The 19,205-nt window shown below is 65.6% G+C and carries 21 protein-coding genes; 6 read left to right on the plus strand and 15 right to left on the minus strand.

The features are described from left to right. Positions 1-84 precede the first annotated feature (84 nt). Together ACT89O_RS00910 and ACT89O_RS00915 are read right to left on the minus strand one after the other, a co-directional pair. The gene (locus ACT89O_RS00910; protein WP_055397263.1) at positions 85-675 is read right to left on the minus strand and encodes an MOSC domain-containing protein; all 591 of its coding nucleotides are present in this window, start codon (positions 673-675) and stop codon (positions 85-87) included. Beyond that, complete coding sequence (locus tag ACT89O_RS00915) at positions 672-1,193, minus strand: flavin reductase family protein (RefSeq protein WP_055397294.1); 522 nt, start codon at positions 1,191-1,193, stop codon at positions 672-674. Before ACT89O_RS00915 ends, ACT89O_RS00910 begins: the two co-directional genes overlap by 4 nt. Positions 1,194-1,287: 94 nt before the next feature. On the opposite strand from ACT89O_RS00915, the gene ACT89O_RS00920 reads away from it, so the two are divergent. After that, positions 1,288-2,076, plus strand: coding sequence for an alpha/beta fold hydrolase (locus ACT89O_RS00920; protein WP_055397261.1), 789 nt, complete (start codon positions 1,288-1,290; stop codon positions 2,074-2,076). 113 nt (positions 2,077-2,189) lie between these two features. Next, complete coding sequence (locus tag ACT89O_RS00925) at positions 2,190-2,948, plus strand: YdcF family protein (protein WP_176887804.1); 759 nt, start codon at positions 2,190-2,192, stop codon at positions 2,946-2,948. A 4-nt stretch (positions 2,949-2,952) separates the two neighbouring features. Here the strand turns inward: ACT89O_RS00925 and ACT89O_RS00930 are convergent, their stop codons facing one another. The 3 genes from ACT89O_RS00930 to ACT89O_RS00940 all read right to left on the minus strand — a co-directional run bounded on the left by ACT89O_RS00930 (position 2,953) and on the right by ACT89O_RS00940 (position 5,904). Beyond that, positions 2,953-3,528 carry a flavodoxin family protein gene (locus ACT89O_RS00930; RefSeq protein WP_487261573.1) on the minus strand — a complete coding sequence of 192 codons (576 nt, stop codon included), beginning with the start codon at positions 3,526-3,528 and terminating at the stop codon, positions 2,953-2,955. Beyond that, complete coding sequence (locus tag ACT89O_RS00935) at positions 3,525-4,184, minus strand: TetR/AcrR family transcriptional regulator (protein WP_487261574.1); 660 nt, start codon at positions 4,182-4,184, stop codon at positions 3,525-3,527. The genes ACT89O_RS00930 and ACT89O_RS00935 overlap by 4 nt, the downstream gene beginning before the upstream one ends. Before the next feature lie 820 nt (positions 4,185-5,004). Further along, positions 5,005-5,904, minus strand: a complete 900-nt coding sequence (locus ACT89O_RS00940) for a LysR substrate-binding domain-containing protein (RefSeq protein WP_121421843.1) — start codon at positions 5,902-5,904, stop codon at positions 5,005-5,007. Between the two features lie 113 nt (positions 5,905-6,017). On the opposite strand from ACT89O_RS00940, the gene ACT89O_RS00945 reads away from it, so the two are divergent. After that, a complete protein-coding gene (locus ACT89O_RS00945) occupies positions 6,018-6,722 on the plus strand; it encodes an SDR family oxidoreductase (RefSeq protein ID WP_487261575.1) in 705 nt (234 codons plus the stop codon). A 67-nt stretch (positions 6,723-6,789) separates the two neighbouring features. Here ACT89O_RS00945 and ACT89O_RS00950 read toward each other — a convergent pair whose 3' ends face one another. Then, positions 6,790-8,133, minus strand: coding sequence for a D-amino acid dehydrogenase (locus tag ACT89O_RS00950; protein WP_055397247.1), 1,344 nt, complete (start codon positions 8,131-8,133; stop codon positions 6,790-6,792). Positions 8,134-8,309: 176 nt separating this feature from the next. Between ACT89O_RS00950 and ACT89O_RS00955 the strand changes: the two genes are divergently transcribed. Further along, positions 8,310-9,230: a LysR family transcriptional regulator ArgP gene (locus ACT89O_RS00955; RefSeq protein ID WP_055397292.1), complete on the plus strand. Its 921-nt coding sequence runs from the start codon at positions 8,310-8,312 to the stop codon at positions 9,228-9,230. 84 nt (positions 9,231-9,314) lie between these two features. After that, complete coding sequence (locus ACT89O_RS00960) at positions 9,315-9,929, plus strand: TetR/AcrR family transcriptional regulator (RefSeq protein ID WP_055397245.1); 615 nt, start codon at positions 9,315-9,317, stop codon at positions 9,927-9,929. Positions 9,930-10,026: 97 nt separating this feature from the next. Here the strand turns inward: ACT89O_RS00960 and ACT89O_RS00965 are convergent, their stop codons facing one another. The 5 genes from ACT89O_RS00965 to ACT89O_RS00985 all read right to left on the minus strand — a co-directional run bounded on the left by ACT89O_RS00965 (position 10,027) and on the right by ACT89O_RS00985 (position 14,031). Then, on the minus strand, positions 10,027-10,965 hold the full coding sequence (locus ACT89O_RS00965) for a fasciclin domain-containing protein (protein ID WP_487261576.1): 939 nt from the start codon (positions 10,963-10,965) through the stop codon (positions 10,027-10,029). A 57-nt stretch (positions 10,966-11,022) separates the two neighbouring features. Further along, on the minus strand, positions 11,023-11,478 hold the full coding sequence (locus ACT89O_RS00970; protein WP_121421847.1) for a fasciclin domain-containing protein: 456 nt from the start codon (positions 11,476-11,478) through the stop codon (positions 11,023-11,025). A gap of 179 nt (positions 11,479-11,657) precedes the next feature. Then, on the minus strand, positions 11,658-12,080 hold the full coding sequence (locus ACT89O_RS00975; RefSeq protein WP_055397239.1) for a universal stress protein: 423 nt from the start codon (positions 12,078-12,080) through the stop codon (positions 11,658-11,660). A gap of 111 nt (positions 12,081-12,191) precedes the next feature. Beyond that, the gene (locus tag ACT89O_RS00980; protein ID WP_487261577.1) at positions 12,192-13,037 is read right to left on the minus strand and encodes a metallophosphoesterase; all 846 of its coding nucleotides are present in this window, start codon (positions 13,035-13,037) and stop codon (positions 12,192-12,194) included. Between the two features lie 34 nt (positions 13,038-13,071). Beyond that, positions 13,072-14,031, minus strand: coding sequence for a LysR family transcriptional regulator (locus ACT89O_RS00985; RefSeq protein WP_055397236.1), 960 nt, complete (start codon positions 14,029-14,031; stop codon positions 13,072-13,074). 126 nt (positions 14,032-14,157) lie between these two features. Between ACT89O_RS00985 and ACT89O_RS00990 the strand changes: the two genes are divergently transcribed. Next, the gene (locus ACT89O_RS00990) at positions 14,158-14,598 is read left to right on the plus strand and encodes a hypothetical protein (RefSeq protein WP_055397233.1); all 441 of its coding nucleotides are present in this window, start codon (positions 14,158-14,160) and stop codon (positions 14,596-14,598) included. Positions 14,599-14,781: 183 nt separating this feature from the next. On the opposite strand, the gene ACT89O_RS00995 is transcribed toward ACT89O_RS00990, so the two are convergent. The 4 genes from ACT89O_RS00995 to ACT89O_RS01010 form a co-directional block, all read right to left on the minus strand. Continuing rightward, complete coding sequence (locus ACT89O_RS00995) at positions 14,782-16,653, minus strand: phosphoenolpyruvate carboxykinase (GTP) (protein ID WP_487261578.1); 1,872 nt, start codon at positions 16,651-16,653, stop codon at positions 14,782-14,784. A gap of 293 nt (positions 16,654-16,946) precedes the next feature. Next, complete coding sequence (gene queC / locus ACT89O_RS01000) at positions 16,947-17,657, minus strand: 7-cyano-7-deazaguanine synthase QueC (RefSeq protein WP_487261579.1); 711 nt, start codon at positions 17,655-17,657, stop codon at positions 16,947-16,949. 91 nt (positions 17,658-17,748) lie between these two features. After that, a complete protein-coding gene (locus tag ACT89O_RS01005; protein WP_199727054.1) occupies positions 17,749-17,895 on the minus strand; it encodes a hypothetical protein in 147 nt (48 codons plus the stop codon). A gap of 76 nt (positions 17,896-17,971) precedes the next feature. Then, complete coding sequence (locus tag ACT89O_RS01010; RefSeq protein WP_487261580.1) at positions 17,972-19,171, minus strand: threonine ammonia-lyase; 1,200 nt, start codon at positions 19,169-19,171, stop codon at positions 17,972-17,974. Between the last annotated feature and the right edge of the window lie 34 nt (positions 19,172-19,205).

The following is a 19,205-nucleotide window of genomic DNA, read 5'->3' on the forward strand; positions in this document are numbered from 1 at the left end:
CTCGGTTTCGAGCCAAATTGGGCTCTGGCGCTTATCTGGTAAGCGCCAGTAGCTATCAAAATTGATGAATCCCGTGGGGCCTGGCTAGCGCGCGTGTTTCGCCCACTTGCCCGCCAGCGCCTGGGCGATGCTCAGCCCGCGCTGCCCGGGCACCAGCGTGGCGGTCTCTCCGGCGGCGATGGTGCCAGGCTGGTCCACCGCAAGGTAGTAGCCGCAGCACCCGGCCAGGGCCATGGTGCGGCCCGCCTGCGCAAAACCCATGACGGCGTTGAACTTGAAGCACGGCTCGCGCGGTGCACTCACCCGCAGCACGCAGTGGGGGAAATGCCATTCATCGCCCACAAACACATCCGCTTCCAGCGGCCCGTCGATCGTGAGGTTCTCGCCCATGAAACCCGGCGGCAGCGTTTCATCGAACAGGCTCACGCCCCGTTCGCGGCGTTGGGCCTGCCAGAACGCGTAGTGGGCGGCGGGGTAGGCGTATACGGCCTTGCCCAGGCCGCCATGCACGCTCGGGTCGGCCTGCTCGTCGCCTGCCAGCCCTAGCGGGCCCACAGCCACGGGGCCGGTGACGGGGGCCTTGCCGATGGCAGTGAGCACTGAGCGCTCGCCCACCTTCAGGCGCCGGGCCAGGCCGATGTTCACATGGCGCACGACCACGGTGGGGGTCGTCACAGCGGGTGCTCGGTGTAGAACTTGCCACCGTGGTACAGCAGGGGCGAGATGCCTTCGCGGTGTTCGCAGCGCTCGACCTCGCCCACAAAGATGGTGTGGTCGCCCTCCTTGTACTGGCTGCGGTTGAAGCACTCGAACGTGGCGGCTGCCCCGGCCAGCAGCGGGGCGCCGCTGATGCCGGGCCGGTGTTCCAGGCCCGCCCAGCGGTCAATGCCGCGCGTGGCAAAACGCTCGGCCAGTGCCTTCTGGTCTGCAGCCAGCACGTGGATGGCGTAGTGCGAGCCATCGGCAAAGGTGGGCAAGGTGCTGGCGCCGTGCGACAGGCTCCACAGTACCAGCGGGGGTGCCAGCGACACCGAATTGAAGGAGCTGGCCGTGAGCCCCACCAGGTCGCCCGCAGCCGTGCGGGCCGTGACGATGGTCACGCCCGTGGCAAACATGCCCAGCGCATCGCGAAACTCGCGCGTGGAGAAGCTCGGAGGCAGGGCGAGGGTGGGGCGGGGGAGCGAAGGGTTCACAAAAGCGGTGCCAGCGGTGGCAGCATGGGGGAGCAACTATTATCAGGCGCCACCCACCACCGCGCTGTTGCGGGGTTTACTGGTTTTCCACCGCATGGCCGTCCTACCTACCTTCACCACCCTGGGCTCCGGCCCCACCGTGCTCCTGCTGCACGACGCCGATGGCGACCACCTCACCTTTGCCCCCCAGGTGGAAACGCTGGCCACGGCCGGTTACCGCGCCGTGGCCTGGAACATGCCGGGCTATGGCCGCAGCGCGCCCGTGGAGCCGTACACCTTCAAGGCGCTGGCGCAGAGCTGCCTGGCCTTGATCGATGCCCTGCAGGGAGGTCCCGTGACTCTGGTGGGGCACGGCATGGGCGCCATGGTGGCGCTGGAGGCCGCCGTGCGCAGCCCGTCGCAGGTGCGCCGCCTGCTGCTCTGTGCAGGTGGGCCGGCGCTGGATGCGCAGGCCATGGATGACTGGGTGGCGCCCCGCTTGGGTGCTCTGAAGGCGCTGGACGCCGGTGGCAGTATGGAGCAGCTGGCGCAGACGCTGGTGCCCCAGTTCATCGGCACCGGTGCGTTGCCCGAAGGGGTGCGGCTGGCCAGCCACGCGCTGGGCCAGGTGTATCCAGGGGCCTACCGGCGCGCGCTGGAGGCCTTGTCCACGTTTGATCGCGGAGCCTCTGCCTTGGCGCAGCTGGCCATACCCGCGCTGCTGGTGGGGGGCGAGCTCGACCGCTGCACACCGCCGGCTGCCCTGGAGGCCCTGGCCCAGGTGATGCCCGATGCGCAGACGGTGTTGTTGCCCCACATCGGGCACTGGCCGCAACTGGAGGACCCGGAGGGTTTCGATGCCGCGCTGCTGGACTTTCTGGCGCAGCGGCGGGTGCTGCACTGAGTTCGCCCCACCCGGCGTAGCCGATTTTTCGGCCCTTCAAACGTTTCTTTTTCCCTGCCATGCCCTGGCGCCACCGGGCGGGTTCGCGCGGGTCTGATTGCTCCTCTTGTTTTATGTGGTTTGCCCTGAAAAAAATACTGTCTGCGGTGCTGCTGCCCCCGGTGTCCAGCATCTTGCTGGCGCTGGTGGGGCTGTGGATCGCGCGCTACCACCGCCGCACGGGCATCACGGTGGTGGTGCTGTCATTGCTGTCGGTGTTGGTGCTGTCCTGGCCGCCAGTGTCGGACGCGCTGGTGCGCAGCCTGGAGCGCTATCCGGCGGTCGTCCCCAAGGACTTGCCTTCGTCAAAGGTGCAGGCCATCGTCGTGCTGGGCGGCGGCGCCGACACGGTGGCGCCTGAATACGGCGTGGACGTGCTCAGCCGGGGCGCGCGTGAGCGGGTGCGCTACGCCGTGTACCTGCAGCAGCAGACCGGGCTTCCCATCCTGGCCACGGGGGGCTCCACCGGCGGCACGCGGGCCGAAGCGCTGGTGATGAAAGATGTGGTGGAGCGTGAGTTCAGGGGCCGGGTGCGGTGGACCGAGGTGGAATCCCTTGACACCCGCAGCAACGCCGAAAGATCTGCCGTGTTGCTCAAGGCCGCTGGCATCGAGCGCATTGCGCTCGTCACCCACGGCTGGCACATGGTGCGCGCGGCCAAGACCTTCGAGCGCGCCGGTCTGCAGGTGCTGCCCGCGCCCATGGGCTTCAAGGGCGGTCAGGCGCGCAAGCTGTACCGGGTGTTGCCGCGCGCCTCCGCGCTGGCCGACAGCAGCCTGGCACTGCACGAATGGCTGGGCATCCTGGCCCAGCACGGGTCGCTGGATCGCTAAGCCGTCAAGCTGCGGCCGGTGTCAGCAGAAAACGGCTGGCTGCCTCCATCGCCTGCGCATCGGCCTGCACCGCGCCCGGTGGCCCGCCCTTGCCCCACAGGGCGCCGCCCCAGGCCATCGACAGGAACTGCGCGCACAGCGCCACCGAGTCGATCATCGGCTGGGCCTTGGTGCGGTCGCCGCTGGTGGTGACAAGCGCCAGCGTCTTGGAGGCCATCGGCTCCTTGAAGGCCAGGCCGGGGACGCGCATCCACGCGCTCCAGTGGTCCAGGTAGGTCTTGAGCGGCGAGGGAATGCTGTACCAGTAAACCGGCGCCACAAAGACGATGTGCGTGGCTGCCAGCGTGGCGTCGAGCAGGGTCTTCATGTCGCCTTCGGGCGGTGCATAGGTACCCGAGGTGTGGCGCTGGTCCACGAAGGGCGGCAGGTTCATGCGGGCCAGGTGGTGCCAGGTTTGCGCAGTACCGGCAGGGAGTGCGGCGGCGGCCTGGCGCGCCAGCCATTCGGTATTGCCGGTGTGGCCTGGTTCGCGGGTGGAGGTGGTGAGGAAGAGGTAGTGCGGTGCGGTGGGCGTGGTCATGGTGCCATCGTAGCGCCGCCCCCCAGACCCGCGCCGGGTGCCAGGGTTGCGATGCAGAGCTCCACCAGCGCCTGCTCGAATTCGGGGCTGTCCAGCAGGGGCGACTGTTCCAGCGATGCCGCCCGCACCGCGCCCATGAAGGCGCGGGTGAGCACAAACAGCTGGGTTGCCGAGGGTGCGGGCATCTGCTGCTCTTGCGCCACACGCTGCAGGTGCAGGGCCAGCCGCTCGCTGGCGCCGCGCACCGAGATCAGCACGGACGCGCGGTAGTCGAGCTTCCAAGACAGGCGGGCGAGTGCGCGCCCTTCCTGGGGGCCGCCGCCAAAGGCCTGCAGGTAGTGGCGCACATACCCGCGCACCTGCTGCTCGGGCGTCCAGCCTTCCGTGCGGGCCTGGGCGAGCAGGGCGTCCAGCTCCAGCATCACCCGGTCGCAATGCTGGTCGAGCATGGCCAGGAGGATGGCTTCCTTGCTGGGAAAGTACTGGTAGAGCGAGCCCACGGACACACCCGCAACCTCGGCGATGCGGTTGGTGGTGAGCGCGTCCTCGCCCTGGGTGGTCACGATGCGTGCGACGGCTTCGAAGATGGCATCGACCGTGAACTGCGAGCGTTCCTGGCGGGGCGAACGGCGGGGGGCGGAGGAGGCAGGGGGCATGGAAAACCTGAGCGCAATGCGAGTAGGCGGAGACGGCGCCGCTGCCTATTCTGCCGCCAGTCCCTTGCAACATCCGGAGAAAACCTTCATGCACGAAACCAGCCAACTCGCCCTGGGAGCCGCCGCTGTCGGCCTGGCTGGCACCTGGGCATGGCGCCAGCGCCTTGCGCTGCGGGCCGTGCACCGCGCCAGTGCCATCGCGCTGGCATCGTTCCTGGCGGCCCACTTGCTGGGCCACCTGGCGGGGCTGGCCGGAGCGGCAGCGCACCAATCCGTGCTGGAAGCCCTGCGCCTGATCTATCGCCAGCCGTTGGTCGAAGGCGTGCTGCTTGGCTGTCTGCTGTTCCAGATGGGCAGCGGCCTCACCTTGCTGTGGCGCGGGCGGGGCCGGCGCCGTGGGGGCGTGGCGTGGATGCAGGCCATCTCGGGGGGCTACCTGGCGCTGTTCCTGTTGATCCATGTGACGGCCGTCTGGGTGGGCCGGTTTCAGGGCGTGGACACGAACCTGCAGTTTGCAGCGGCGGGCATGCACACACCGCCCTGGCAGTGGTTCTTTGGCCCGTACTACTTTTTCGCCGTGTTCGCGCTGGGCACGCACGTGGGTTGCGCTTTGTACTGGAACCTGCCAGAGCCTCTGCGGGCGCGAGCGTTGGTGGGGGCCATGCTGGCGGGCTGGATGCTGGCTGTTTGTTTGGTGGTGCTGCTGGCGGGCGGATTCCATGCGCTGGAGATTCCGGCTCGTTACCTGGCCCCCTGGCCGGGCCCGCAGGTCGGGGTTGAAGGGGGCCAGAGCATCCGCGCTGCCTGCGGTCTTTGCGGTTTATGCGCCGGCCTGGCTTCGCAGCCAAGCCCTCACGCCCGCAACGACCTCCGGTGCGCGTTGCTTGCGCGGAGCCACCAGGTAATAGCCAGCGCCCGTGTGCGCTTCTTCCTCAAACACCTTGGCCAGCCGACCGGCGGACAGATCCTGCGCCACAAAATCTTTCTGCACCAGCGCGAGTCCCTGGCCGGTCAGGGCCGCGTCGATCGCGAGTGTCGTCTGGTTGAACCAGATCGCCTGCGGTGTGGGATCTGAAGCCCCGGGAGCGGGCGGCGTGTGCTGCGCAAGGTAGTCGGCCCATGGAGACTGGGAGTCGTGCAGGAGCACGTAGCGGCCGATGTCACCCGCGGTGTCGGGTGGCCCGGAGCGGTGCAGCAACAGCGGGCTGCCCACCGCCACCAGGCACTCTTCGAACAGGAGATCGGCCGTGAGCCCCGGGCCGAATGGGGGGCGGCCGTACCGCACCGCCAGGTCCACGGCCTCGGTCTGAAAGTGCGAAAGGTGCTCGGTCGCCAGGATCCGCAGATCAACCCCAGGGTGAAGGCGCGTGTAGTCCGCCAGCCGTGGGATGAGCCACTTGGTGGCGAAGGTCGGGGTGACGCTGACCGTCACATGCAGGGGCTCGGGCCGCAGGCCCTGTGTGGCATCGGCGAGCATCTCGAACGCGCGCCGCACGCTGGTGGCATAGCGCTGGCCGTTGTGGGTCAACACGAGGGTGCGCGGGTGCCGCTCGAACAGCTTGAGGCCCAGCTCCGCCTCCAGCGCACGAATCTGCTGCGCCACGGCGCCCTGGGTCACGCCGAGCTCCAGCCCGGCCAGCCGAAAGTTGAGATGGCGGCTGGCGGCCTCGAACGCTCGCAGCGCATTGAGAGAGGGCGTGGGGCCCAACGGGGAGGTCATGGGTGTAGATTTTCTACTGGATCGAAGCACGGCGGCTGCTTCGTCCGGTCGTCCAAAACATAAAGGATACGAAACAATTGCCAGATGCCGGTGTGCGGCATTCAAGGACGATCATGGCAGTAGAAAAAGTAGCGCTCATCACCGCGGGCGGCACCGGCGTTGCCGCTGCCACCGCCCGTCGGTTGGCAGAGGAAGGTTTTCAGGTCGGCATTCTTTCGTCGTCGGGCAAAGGCGAGGCCTTGGCCCAGGAACTCGGAGGCGTTGGCGTCACGGGGTCCAGCCAGTGCTTGGCGGATCTGGGCCGCCTGGTGGATCTGGCGCAAGCCCGCTGGGGCCGGGTCGATGTGCTCATCAACAGCACCGGCCATGAACCGCGCGCGCCTTTGTTGTCTTTGGCGGATGAGCGGTGGCTGCTGGGGACGGACACCTATCTGCAGAGCGTCATCCGACCCACGCGGCTGGTGGCCCCCTTGATGCAGGCGCAGCGTGGTGGCGTGATCGTGAACCTGTCGTCAGCCTGGGCGGTGGACCCGAGCGCGCTGTTTCCGACATCGGCGCTGGTGCGCGCTGGGCTGGCTTCGTTCACGAGGATCTTTATCGACAGCTATTCGCGGCACAACATCCGCATGAACAACGTGTTGCCGGGCTGGATCGACACCTTGCCCGTGTGGGAAGAGCGCCGCGCCGCAGTGCCGCTGCAGCGGTATGGGCAGGCCGCCGAAGTGGCCGCGACCATCGCGTTCCTGGCCTCGGAAGGGGCGGGCTATATCAACGGGCAGAACCTGCGGGTGGACGGCGGACTCGCGCTGGCCACCTGAGTGCCCGCGCGATGAGCGGGTTGGTGGGATGGACCCACCCCAACCCGGGCAGGCTGTGTGGGTGCTCTCAGGCGGCCAGCGCCGTGGCCGATGCGCGCCGTGCAGAGCCGTGGTGGCCCAGGAAGCCGAAGTTCATCGCGGGCTGTTCGCCGCTGATCAGCTCGGCCAGCGCCTTGCCCGAACCTGCACCGTGTGTCCAGCCCAGCGTGCCGTGGCCCGCGTTCACCCAGAGCTTGCCCACGCGGGTCTGCCCGATGAACGGGATGTTGGTTGGGGTGGCCGGGCGCAGGCCGGTCCAGTACTGCGGGTCGCCGCCTTGTTCGGGCGTGCGGGTGTCGCACACGCCGGGCAGGATGGCCTCGATGCGGCGCGACAGCATGTGGCAGCGTGCGCGCGCCAGGGAGCTGTCGAGCGTCAGGTCCCAGCCATTGAGTTCGATGGTGCCCGCCACGCGCAGGTAGTTGCCCAGGCGGCTCATGGCGATCTTCTTGCCGTCGTCGATGGTGGAGACCATGGGCGCGCCCTCGGGCTTGAGCAGCGGGAACGTGGCGCTGTAGCCCTTGCCAGGGTAGATCGGCAGGTCCACGCCCACGCTGCGCAGCAGCGGCGCGCTGTACGAGCCGCAGGCGACGACGACGGCGTCGGCCTTCAATATGAAGTCTTTTTTGCCGCCAGCGCTTGTCTGTTTTGGCATGACAGCTACTGAATCAATAGCATTGCCGATTTTGTTCAGGCGCAGCACATCGTGGCCGTAGAGGAACTGCGCGCCGCGTGCCATGCAGCGGCGGGCCAGCTCCTGGGTGAACACGCGGGCGTCGCCGCTTTCGTCGGTGCTGGTGTAGGTGCCGCCGGTGATCTTGTCGCCATAGGCCTTGAAGGCGGGCTCGATCTTGAGCAGTTCGTCGCGGCTGACCAGGCGGCGCTGCACGCCGTGCTTGCGCATGAGCTCCACCGCGTGGCCGGCGGCGTCAAAGGATTTCTGGTCGGTGTAGAAGTGGGCAATGCCGCGTTCGAGCCGGTTGTATTCGATGCCCGTGGTGCTGACCAGGTCCTTGAGCGCGGCATGGCTGTAGGCGCCCAGCGCCACGATCTGCTGCACATTGCGCTCGAACGCGGCGTCGTTGCACTGCGCCAGAAACTGCAGGCCCCAGCGCCACTGCTGCCAGTCCATCTGCGGGCGAAACAGCAGCGGGGCTTCCTTGTCGAACATCCACTTGAGCGCCTTGAGCGGCGCCTCGCGGTTGGCCCAGGGCTCGCAGTAGCTCACCGAGATCTGTGCTGCATTGGCAAAACTGGTTTCGAGCGCAGCATCGGGCTGGCGGTCGATCACGATGACCTCGTGACCGCGTTCAAGCAGGTGCCACGCCGTGCTGATGCCGATGATGCCGGCGCCGAGAACAATGGTTTTCATATGCGGAATGCCTTGTGAGCCTTTGCGTGCCACCCGCCCCAGTGCGGGACACGATGGGGCGCAGTGTGCGCGACATTGCATTCAACTAAAAGCAAAATTAAACTTACTCCAAAAACATCAGCGCACCTAATAAACGGTGCGGTAGAGACAACCCTCTTTTGTTCGAGCCCGAGACCATGAGCACCTACGATCCCGCCGCCCTGGAATGCCTTGCCGCCATCGTTGAAGAGGGCGGCTTCGAGCGCGCTGCGCAGCGCCTGAACGTCACACAGTCGGCCGTCTCACAGCGCCTGCGCGCCCTGGAGGCGCAGGTGGGCTCGGTGCTCATCGTGCGCAGCCGACCCCTGCGGCCGACCTCGGCGGGGCAGTTGCTGCTCAAGCACACCAAGCAGATGCGCCTGCTGCGCGCAGACCTGGAGCGCGACCTGCACGAGCTGGCGCCCAGCGCCCCGGGCGGCACGCGCGAGGATGAGCGCATCTCGATTGCCATCAACGCCGACAGCATCGCCACTTGGGCGATGGGCGCGCTGCACGAGCTGGTGCGCCAGCGCTTGCCGCTGGAAATCATCGTGGACGACCAGGATTTCACGCAGGAATGGCTGCGCTCTGGCCAGGTGCTGGGCTGCGTGACCACGCTCAAGCAGGCACTGCGTGGGTGCAAGATGGTGCCGCTGGGCGCCATGCACTATGTGGCCGTAGCGTCGGCCAGCTATGCGGAGCAGTACCTGCCCCAGGGGCTCACGCCGCACAACTTTCGCGAGGTGTCGTTCCTGTCGTTCAACCGCAAGGACGACATGGCTGCCGAGTTTGTGGCGCGTGCATTCGGGCTCAAGCGCGTGGCGCTCAACCACCTGTTCGTGCCGGGTTCCGAGGCGCAGATGCGCGCCGTGGCCGCAGGCTGGGCCGTGGGTGTGATGCCCGAGCTGATGGCGCGCGAGGCGCTGGCGGACGGCAGCATGGTGAACCTGGCGCCGGGCCGCTCTCTGCCCATCCAGCTGTACTGGCACTGCTGGAACCTGGAGTCGGCCGTGCTGGACGCCCTGACGGCGGCCCTGACCGCCACCGCCGCACGGACGCTGGAGGCGCCTGCGGCATGATTCCTGCAGGGTAAAACGTGAACGACGTAGTTGTATTGCAACTTAGTCATTTATTTTTTTACTGCAATGTATAAAATACAAGCCATGCAAACGCCGCAACCCAAAGTTTCGTTCAAAGAGCAGATGCACCAGGCGCGCGAGGATGCCATCCTCCAGTCCACCTGCCAGCTTCTGGGCGAAAAGGCCTTCGATGCCATGACCATGGACGACGTGGCCAATGCCGTGGGCATTGCCAAAGCCAGTCTGTACAAGCACTTCTGCAGCAAGGAAGAGCTGTGCAGCGCCGCCATGGTGCAGATTCTGGGCCGTGTGCAGGCCTACCTGGCAGATCTGCCCACTGAAATGCCCCCGCTTGAAAAGCTCCATGCGCTGGTGCGCTGGTCGCTGGAGCGGCTGCTGAGCAACGAAATGCCGCTGCTGCCCAGCCGCAACTCCACGCTGCGCGCGGTGCTGATGGCCAACAAGGACTACCTCAACGGCCTCGTGGCCGTAAGCGACCAGATTGGTGAATGGATCACCCAGGCCCAGGCACAGGGCGTGATCAGCCCCACCTTGCCGCCGCTGGTGGTGCTCTACACGTTGTATGCGCGCGCCTGCGACCCGGTGGTGAGTTTTCTCAAGGAAGGCGGCCAGTATTCCGATGCGGAAATCGTGGATCTGGTGGTGCGCACCTGTTTCGACGGGCTGGCAGCGCGGTAGTCGCGTCTCCTTTCCAGCGTTTCGTACGCACCCAAAAAAGAAAGCCCGGCATGCCGGGCTTTCTTGCGTGGGGCTCACGGGGCTCACAGCCACCAGCTTACTTGGGCAGGATCACCTTGTCCACGACGTGGATCACACCGTTGCTGGTGAACACGTCGGCCATGGTGATGTTGCTGGTGCGCAGGTTCTGGTCGGTGATCACGAGGCTTGCGTTCACCGTGAAGGTTTGTCCCTGGGCGGTAGCAATGGCGGTATTGATAGGGACCTCGGCCTTGAGCACGCGCGCGGGTACCACGTGGTAGGTCAGTACCGTGGTCAGCAGCGCGGTGTCCGCCAGCAGGGCTTCCTTGGTCACCCCGAGCTCGGCCAGTAGCGCTGCAAACGCGGCGTTGGTCGGCGCAAATACCGTGAACGGGCCGGCTCCCTGCAAGGTGGTGGCCAAGCCGGCCGCCACCACGGCTTCCACCAGGATGCTGAAGTCCGGCAGCGCCGAGGCGGTGGCGACGATGTCCTTGTTGGCTGGCAGCAGCACGCGGTCCACTAGATGCACCACGCCGTTGCTGGCCTGGATGTCCGTGGCCGTGATGGTGGAAACGCGGTTGCGACCATCGGTGATCTTCAGGCCGTTGGCCGACTCGATCTTGAAGAAGCCGCCTGACACGGGCGTGATGGCCTTGCCCAGGGGGACGTCTGCACGCGGGACCCTGCTGCCGAGCACGTGGTAGGTCAGTACCGCTGTCAGCAGGGGCTTGTCGGCCAGCAGGGCCTCCTTGGTCACGCCCAGCTCGCTGAGCAACGCTGCAAAGGCGGCGTTGGTCGGGGCGAAAACCGTGAGCATGCCGGTGCTCAGAGTGGGCGCCAGACCGGCGGCGACCACTGCTTCGACGAGGATGCTGAGGTCAGGATTGTTCTGGGCGACTTCGACGATGTTGCGCTGGGGCTCATCGTCGCCGCCGCCACAGGCCTGCAACAAGGTGGCGCTGGCGCCCACGGCGGCGGCCAGCAAGACGGTACGGCGGTTGAATGCGGTGTTCATGGGGCTTCTCCTCGCTAGTGGATGGTGGTGGAAGGGACGAGCGGTTGGTCCGCGGGCTTACTTGGGCATCAGAACGGTGTCGATGGCGTGGATCACGCCATTGCTGGCAGCCACATCGGTCGCGATGACCTTGGACTGGTCCACCATCACGCCCATGCTGGTGGACACGGTGATCTCCTGGCCCTGCACGGTCTTGACCTTTCCGGCCTTGACGTCCTTGGCCATCACCTTGCCGGGGACCACGTGGTAGGTCAGCACCTTGGTCAGTGCGGCCTTGTCAGCCAGCAGGCCGTCCAGGGTGGCCTTGGGGATCTTGGCGAAAGCCTCGTCGGTGGGCGCAAACACCGTGAAGGGGCCGGGGCCCTTGAGGGTGTCCACCAGGCCCGCAGCCTGCACGGCCGCCACCAGGGTCTTGAAATTACCCGCCTTCACGGCGGTATCGACGATGTCCTGGGCCATCACGGTGAAGGTGGCGCCTGCGGTCAGGGCCAATGCGATCAGGGTTTTTTTCATGGGTCGTTCCTCGGTTTCGATGGAAATGACACGCCAGGATGGGCGCAGCGAGAATGTATAACTAATTGGTCGTTAAGTAAACCAACAAGTTATGTTGTAACCGATCGGTTTCATTTGGGCAAAAAAAAGCCCTGCCGGAGCAGGGCTTTGGTGGTGGGCCGGGCTGTTTGTGGTTCGGCTTAGCGAACGATCAGCAACGGCACCTTGCAATGGGCCAGCACCTGTGTGGTCACCGAGCCCATGACCAGGGTGGCCAAGGCTCCATGGCCGTGGGAGCCCATCACCAGCAGGTCGAACTTGCCGCTGTCAGCCACCTTGGCGATGTTCTCACCCACGGCGCCGACCTTGACGACGCGCTTGGCGTCCACACCATGGCGCGCCAGGAATTTGCAAACGGGCGACAGGATTTTTTCTGCCTCTTCGGCGTGGTAGCTGTCCACCACTTCCTTGCCCAGAGCGGCGCGCGCGCGTGTCGGCAGCGGGGCCTGCACGGTGAGCGCGGTGTACTGGTGGTTGCCACCGAGCAGCTCCTCGTGGGTAGCCAGGTAGGCCAGCATTTTTTTGGTGTAGGCGCTGCCATCGACAGCAAGCAGGATGTTCATGGTGTTCTCCAGAATAGGGTTGGGTCAGACTACCGTGCGCGGACTTCTGTTGTCTTGACCTGGGTCATGTTTTTCTTCTGCGCTGCGGGGCGGCAGAGCCCCGTCTCTTGATCATACGGGGATGCAGCATTGCGCCTTGAAAGCCGCCTGTTCGCCTTTGCGCGCATAGCCCAGGGGGTTGGCCACCACGCGGCACTGCCAGGGGGTGCCGTTGCCGTGAAAACCTTGTACCGTGTAGTCGCTCGGGGCGTGCAGATGGCCGTGCAGCCACAGCTGCGCGTGGGGCAACAAGCTGTCCAGGGCGTTGCAGAACCCCGCAGTGCCGGGCACCAGTCCGTAGCGTGGATCGGCACTGCGCAGGCTGGGTGCAAAGTGGGTGACGGCCACCGTGGGGCCCTCAAAAGGCACCGCAAGTGCTTGCGCCAGCCACTCCTGGCAGACCAGTGCGTGGTCGCGCATGGCTTCGGCCAGAAAGGGCTCTGCGTGGCGGGTGCCGCCCGTCTTGCGCAGGTAGAAGTTCGCTGCGCGAAAGGCCTTGTCGCGCAGTTTCAGCCGCCTGCCAAGGTCGGTGCTGCCTTCATGGTCTGCGAGTGCATCGAAATCACTCCAGAGTGTGGTGCCCACAAAGCGCACACCTTGAAGCTCGACGGTCTCGCGCTCCAGCCAGGTGATTCCCAGGCGGTCACAGGTGCGGCGCAGCCGCTCGTGGGCAGCGTCGAAATCCTGTGCATCGTATTCGTGGTTGCCGGGCACAAAAAGCACGGGGGTGGGCCAGCCTGCGCCCCCAGGCAATGGTGAAAACCGGGCCAGGCCAAAGTCTTCGTCGCCCAGCTGCGAGCCTTCCTGGTAGGAGCCCACGTCGCCAGCAAGCACCAGCACATCGGCGCCGGGAGCCGGTTCGGGGACGAAGTGGGGATGCGCCTCAAGGTGCAGATCGGACAAAAGCTGGATGTTCATGCTGGGCGCAGTCTACGGGTTCAGGCTGGGCGCCTCACTCCTCGGGGAAAGTCCGGCGCGCCGAGCGCGCCAGGGCGTGCAGCAGCCAGGTCATCGCGGCCTGCTGAGGCCCACGCCGGCGCCAGAGTGCGTCTACATGCACGGGTGGGACATCCAGCGGCAGGGCCCGCTGCACCAGCGCATCGGCAATGCCGGTCACGGGAACAAAGTGGCGGGGCAGCACCGTCAACAGGTCCGAGCCCGAGACTACCCGGCCGGCAGTGAAGAACTGGTTGACCGTGATCACTACCTTGCGCTCGCGGCCCAGGGACGCCAGGGCCTCGTCGATGAAGCCGAAGGGGCGCCCTGAGAAGCTCACGAGCATGTGGCGTGCGGCGCAATAGGTGTCCAGCGTCAGGGGCGCATCGGCCAGAGGGTGGCCTTGCCGCATCACGCACACGTATTCGCCGTCGTACAGGCGGCGGCTCTCAAAGGCCACTGCGCCCCCGGATTGCGCGCGGGCGGTCAGGTCTGCCAGCACCGCAGGGAAGTAGCCCACCGCCATGTCGGCCGCCTCTTCGTCCAGCAGGCGGCGGGGGTCGCGCGTGGTCAGGGGCAATACCCGGATCGAAATACCGGGCGCCTCCCGCTCGATAATTTCGACCAAGGCCGGTACCAGGGTGGCGGCCGTGGCATCGGCCATGGCCAGCACAAAGGTGGATTCGGCCGTAGCGGGCTCAAAGTGTCCCGGCGCCAGGGATTCCTGCAGGTGGGCCAGGGCTTCGCGCACAGGGGGCCACAGGGCCAGCGCACGCGCAGTGGGCTCCACGCCCTGGCCGCTGCGCACCACCAACTCATCCCCCAGCACATCGCGCAGGCGCCGCATGGCGTTGCTCACGGCAGGCTGGGTGACGGACAGCTTGTGCGCAGCGCGTGTAAGGCTGCGCTCGGCCATGACCTCGTCAAAAACACGCAGCAGGTTCAGGTCCAAGGAGCGGAAGTTCAAGGGCGTCATGGTCAATTCATCATCAACATGAATATCAATGATTCAAAATATAAACTTGAACATGCAAAGGGTAAACCCTAATATCACCCCATCGCCCGGCAATCTCGCCACAAGCGTTAGAAAAGGGAAACCGAAATGACCAGCTTTGCACACGTTGAGTACCCCACCGAACACCCCGGCGTTGTCCGCGCCGAAAACGCCGCTGCCGCCCTCAAGAGCGTAGCCGCCAACTTTGATGGCGCCCGTGGCGCTGCCACGCTTCTGCTCGCGGCCGTGGTATCGGCCTTGCTGGTAGTGGCCAACCAGGTCATCGACACCTGGAGCGAAGGCCACCTGCTCGCGGCTTGGATGGTGCTGTGGCTGGTCGCCTTTGCGGCCCTGGCTTTGCTGACCGCCCCCGCACGCCGTGCCGGTGCTGCCCTGCGTGTGGCCGCCCTCGGCTGGGCCGAAGCCCGCCGCCGCGCTGCGGATGACGAGCGTACCTGGCAAGTGGCTGTGAAGGACCCCCGCATCATGGCCGAACTGAACCACGCCATGGGCATTGCCACCGTGGAAGACATCCGCAAGTACTACTGAGAAGATGATGCACGGTCCACCGTGCAGTGATCGGATTTTTTGAAGCCGTGGCGAGTGTTCGCCACGGCTTTTTTCATGGCCGCGGGGCAGATCGCGCTGATCCAGTATCCGCATCCACAAGCGCAAAAAAAACGCCCCTCCTTTTCAGAAGGGGCGGTTGTCAGGACTGAGAAGATCCCGGAATCAGCTTGCCAGGCGCTCTTCCAGCGCAGCCTTGGTAGCGAGCAAAGCAGGGGGCAGGTGGTAAGCCAGCTGCTCAAAGTGGGCATCGTGCAGCTTGAACTCATCGGCCCAGGCTGCCTTGTCGATGCTGGTCACGGCAGCAAACTGCTGGGAATTGAAATCCAGCCCCGTCCAGTTGATTTCGGCGTACTGCGGAGCCACACCAAACATGGTTTCCTGGCCTGCAGCCTGGCCTTCAATGCGGTCGATCATCCACTTGAGCACGCGCATGTTGTCGCCATAACCCGGCCAGACGAACTTGCCGGCTTCGTCCTTGCGGAACCAGTTCACGCAGAACACCTTGGGCAGCGCCTTGCCGGTGGCGGCGATTTGGCCTTCCATGTTCAGCCAGTGCTGGAAGTAGTCGCTCATGTTGTAGCCGCAGAACGGCAGCATGGCGAAGGGGTCGCGACGCACCACGCCTTGGGCGCCAAAGGCGGCAGCGGTGGTTTCAGAGCCCATGGTGGCAGCCATGTACACGCCTTCCGTCCAGGTGCGGGCTTCGGTCACCAGCGGCACGGTGGTGGAGCGGCGGCCGCCGAAGATGAAGGCATCAATCGCCACGCCATTGGCATCGTCCCACTGGGGGTCGAGCGCAGGGTTGTTGGTGGCAGCCACCGTGAAGCGCGAGTTGGGGTGGGCGGCCTTGGCGCCGGTTTCCTTGGCGATCTGGGGCGTCCAGTCCTTGCCTTGCCAGTCGATCAGATGGTCCGGCAGCTTGCCGGTGTCCTTTTCCATGCCTTCCCACCACACGTCGCCGTCGTCCGTCAGGGCCACGTTGGTGAAGATCACGTCCTTGTCCAGGCTGCGCATGCAGTTGGGGTTGGTGTGCATGTTGGTGCCGGGGGCCACGCCAAAGTAACCCGCCTCGGGGTTGATGGCGTACATCTTGCCGTCGGCATGGGGCTTGATCCAGGCGATATCGTCACCGATGGTGGTGACCTTCCAGCCAGCAAAGCCCGCCTCGGGCGGCACCAGCATCGAGAAGTTGGTCTTGCCGCAGGCGCTGGGGAAGGCTGCTGCCACGTGGTATTTCTTGCCTTGGGGGTTGGTCACGCCCAGGATGAGCATGTGTTCGGCCAACCAGCCTTGGTCGCGGCCCATGGTGGACGCGATGCGCAGGGCCAGGCACTTCTTGCCCAGGAGCGCGTTGCCGCCGTAGCCCGAGCCGTAGGACCAGATTTCGCGCGTTTCTGGGTAGTGGACGATGTACTTGACCTTGGGGTTGCAAGGCCAGCTCGTCGTGTCCTTCTCACCTTCGGCCAGGGGTGCGCCCACCGTGTGCATGCAAGGCACGAACTCGCCTTCCACGCCCAGCACGTCGTACACGGCCTTGCCCATGCGGGTCATCAGGCGCTGGTTCACGGCCACATAGGCGCTGTCGGTCAGTTCCACGCCGATGTGGGCGATGTGGCTGCCCAGCGGGCCCATGCTGAAGGGCACCACGTACATGGTGCGGCCCTTCATGCAGCCGTCAAACAGGGGCTGCAGCGTGGCGCGCATTTCGGCGGGAGCCATCCAGTTGTTGGTGGGGCCAGCGTCTTCCTTGGTGGCCGAGCAGATGTAGGTGCGGTCTTCCACACGGGCCACGTCCGATGGATCGGACCAGGCCAGGAAGCTGCAAGGGCGCTTGGCGGGGTTGAGCTTCTTGAAGGTGCCGGCATCGACCAGCTGCTGGCACAGGCGGTCGTACTCTTCCTTGGAGCCATCGCACCAGTAAATGGTGTCGGGTTTGCACAGGGCGGCCATGTCGGCCACCCAGGCAAGCAGCCGGGCGTTTTTGACGTAAGCGGGGGCGTTGAGGTTCAGGCCCTGCATCGTGGGTGCGTTCATCGGGGAGCTTCCTAAGTTGAAAAACGTTTTTTCAAAGGAAGCGGACCGGGCGGGTCACGGCGAGGCCTGGCGCAGTTGCGGTGCTGAGCGCTGCCTTTGAAAAAACGGCTTTCGTGCTCAGTCGGCGGGCGGGAGCGTGTGTCAGCCCCACGGGTGGAGGCTAGTTCCACGGATTCCGCGGGTCGGCTGGGATGTCAATTTTATGAACCTGCCGCCCTTTTGTCTGTCAGACAGGGGTCAAAACCATGCAAAAAAAACATGAGGTTATGCATGGCTGTGTCCGCTCCCTCGCCTCAAACGCTGGCCGAACTGCCCTTCCACCGTTCGTAGCCACTCCTGCGCAGCGCGCAGGCCGGGCACGTGCCACAGCCGTATCCCCAGGCATGCAGCGTCTCGCGCACACCGTGGTAGCAGGTGTGCGAGTCGGTCACGATCAGATCGACCAGCGCTTGTCCGCCCAGGGACCGGGCCAGTTCCCAGGTCTCGGCCTTGTCCAGCCACATCAGCGGGGTGTCGAAGGTGAAACGCTGGCCCATGCCCAGGGACACGGCCACCTGCAGGGCCTTGAGCGTGTCGTCGCGGCAATCGGGGTAGCCTGAAAAATCGGTTTCGCACATGCCGCCCACCAGGGTGTGCAGGCCACGCCGGTAGCCCACGGCGGCCGCCAGCTGGAAGAACAGCAGGTTGCGCCCCGGCACAAAGGTGTTGGGCAGGCCGGCAGCGGTCATCTGGATTTCGGTGTCGCTGGTCAGCGCCGTGTCACTGATGTGGCCCAGCACCGCCAGGTCGAGCATGTGGTCGTCCCCCAGCTTGGCCGCCCAGTGCGGGAACTGCGCACGCAACGATGACAGCACCGTCTGCCGTGCCTGCAGCTCAATGTGGTGGCGCTGGCCGTAGTCAAAGCCGATGGTTTCCACGTGGGCAAAGTTTTCCAGCGCCCAGGCCAAGCAGGTCGTGGAGTCCTGACCGCCGGAAAATAAAACGAGTGCGTGTCCGGGTCTCATGGTGTTCTCCAGGTCAGACGGGATAAGGGGGTGGTGCGGGACGAAAAAAAGCCCCGCGCTGCGGGGCTGTGGGTGATGGCCGCAGAAGCGTTCAGGCCATCGTCACGGCAATAAAGGCCAGCAGGAACATCATGATGCCACCCACCACAGGCAGCACCACGGGGACCAGGTGAACCACGTTTTCCACGGGGTCGTTCGATGGTGTTGCGGGGGCGTGCGAGGTGTTGTGGTCGGACATGGTGGGCTCCAGATGCTTAAAACTTGCGCAATTCTAGCTGCGACTGTCCCTTCAGGGCGCAAAACCCTGCTGTCGCTTAGATCAGATCGGCCTGCATGCCCGCCGTACGCAACTGCCCCAGCACCTCATCCACATGGGTCTTGCCCCGGGTTTGCAGCACCAGTTCGATCTCCACGTTCTGCGCGGCCAGCATGGTGAAGGCGCGCTGGTGGTGGACCTCCTCGATGTTGGCACCCGCGTCGGCCACGGTGGCGGTGATGCGCGCCAGCACGCCGGGCACATCGCGCGCGCTGACCTTGATGCGCGCCAGGCGCCCCGAGCGCACCATGCCGCGTTCGATGATCGCCGCCAGCAGCAGCGGGTCAATGTTGCCACCACACAGCACCAGGCCTACGCGCTTGCCCTTGAAGCGCTCGGGGTAGCGCACCAGCGCAGCCAGGCCCGCAGCACCAGCGCCCTCGACCAGGGTCTTTTCGATCTCCAGCAGCATCAGCACTGCCTGCTCGATGTCGCCCTCGTCCACCAGCACCAGGTCGTCCACCAGGCGCTTCACGATCTCCTGCGTGATCTTGCCTGGCGTGCCCACGGCAATGCCTTCGGCGATGGTGGATGTGCCCTGTGGATGGCTTGTTCCTTTGACGGCGTTCACCATGGCGGGGAACCGCATGGTCTGCACGCCGATGATCTCGATGCCGGGCTTGAGGGCCTTGGCCGCCGTGGCCACGCCCGAGATCAGCCCGCCGCCGCCCACGGCGATCACCATGGTGTCCAGGTCGGGCACGGCCTGCAGCATCTCCAGGCCCAGCGTGCCCTGGCCGGCGGCCACGCCTTCATCGTCATACGGGTGCACAAAGGTCAAGCCCTGCGCATCGGCCAGCGCGTAGGCGTGGGCGCGGGCTTCTTCCAGCGTGTCGCCATGCAGCACCACCTCGGCGCCAAAACCGCGCGTGCGCTCCACTTTCACGCCGGGGGTAAAACGCGGCATCACGATCACGGCGCGCAGGCCCAGTCGCTGCGCGTGGTAGGCCACGCCCTGCGCATGGTTGCCCGCGCTCATGGCCACCACGCCGCGTGCGCGCTCAGCGTCCGTCAGCAGCGTGAGCCGGTTGCAGGCGCCGCGTTCCTTGAACGAGGCGGTGAATTGCAGGTTCTCGAACTTGAGAAACACCTGCGCGCCCACGATTTGCGAAAGCGTTTTGGATTCAACGCACGGAGTGTCCAGCACGTGGCCTTGTAGGCGGGTGGCGGCATCACGGATGTCTTGAAGGGTCAGCATGGGCCGATTGTGGCGCAGCGGCGTTCGCAGGGGG

The sequence above is a fragment of the Acidovorax sp. NN32 genome, from assembly GCF_057597245.1.

Coding starts and splice junctions, on each gene's coding strand:
- ACT89O_RS00920 (WP_055397261.1), top strand. CDS start 1,288: ATGGCCGTCCTACCTACCTTCACCACCCTGGGCTCCGGCCCCACCGTG.
- ACT89O_RS00925 (WP_176887804.1), top strand. CDS start 2,190: ATGTGGTTTGCCCTGAAAAAAATACTGTCTGCGGTGCTGCTGCCCCCG.
- ACT89O_RS00930 (WP_487261573.1), bottom strand. CDS start 3,528: ATGACCACGCCCACCGCACCGCACTACCTCTTCCTCACCACCTCCACC.
- ACT89O_RS00935 (WP_487261574.1), bottom strand. CDS start 4,184: ATGCCCCCTGCCTCCTCCGCCCCCCGCCGTTCGCCCCGCCAGGAACGC.
- ACT89O_RS00940 (WP_121421843.1), bottom strand. CDS start 5,904: ATGACCTCCCCGTTGGGCCCCACGCCCTCTCTCAATGCGCTGCGAGCG.
- ACT89O_RS00945 (WP_487261575.1), top strand. CDS start 6,018: ATGGCAGTAGAAAAAGTAGCGCTCATCACCGCGGGCGGCACCGGCGTT.
- ACT89O_RS00950 (WP_055397247.1), bottom strand. CDS start 8,133: ATGAAAACCATTGTTCTCGGCGCCGGCATCATCGGCATCAGCACGGCG.
- ACT89O_RS00955 (WP_055397292.1), top strand. CDS start 8,310: ATGAGCACCTACGATCCCGCCGCCCTGGAATGCCTTGCCGCCATCGTT.
- ACT89O_RS00960 (WP_055397245.1), top strand. CDS start 9,315: ATGCAAACGCCGCAACCCAAAGTTTCGTTCAAAGAGCAGATGCACCAG.
- ACT89O_RS00965 (WP_487261576.1), bottom strand. CDS start 10,965: ATGAACACCGCATTCAACCGCCGTACCGTCTTGCTGGCCGCCGCCGTG.
- ACT89O_RS00970 (WP_121421847.1), bottom strand. CDS start 11,478: ATGAAAAAAACCCTGATCGCATTGGCCCTGACCGCAGGCGCCACCTTC.
- ACT89O_RS00975 (WP_055397239.1), bottom strand. CDS start 12,080: ATGAACATCCTGCTTGCTGTCGATGGCAGCGCCTACACCAAAAAAATG.
- ACT89O_RS00980 (WP_487261577.1), bottom strand. CDS start 13,037: ATGAACATCCAGCTTTTGTCCGATCTGCACCTTGAGGCGCATCCCCAC.
- ACT89O_RS00985 (WP_055397236.1), bottom strand. CDS start 14,031: ATGACGCCCTTGAACTTCCGCTCCTTGGACCTGAACCTGCTGCGTGTT.
- ACT89O_RS00990 (WP_055397233.1), top strand. CDS start 14,158: ATGACCAGCTTTGCACACGTTGAGTACCCCACCGAACACCCCGGCGTT.
- ACT89O_RS00995 (WP_487261578.1), bottom strand. CDS start 16,653: ATGAACGCACCCACGATGCAGGGCCTGAACCTCAACGCCCCCGCTTAC.
- queC (WP_487261579.1), bottom strand. CDS start 17,657: ATGAGACCCGGACACGCACTCGTTTTATTTTCCGGCGGTCAGGACTCC.
- ACT89O_RS01005 (WP_199727054.1), bottom strand. CDS start 17,895: ATGTCCGACCACAACACCTCGCACGCCCCCGCAACACCATCGAACGAC.
- ACT89O_RS01010 (WP_487261580.1), bottom strand. CDS start 19,171: ATGCTGACCCTTCAAGACATCCGTGATGCCGCCACCCGCCTACAAGGC.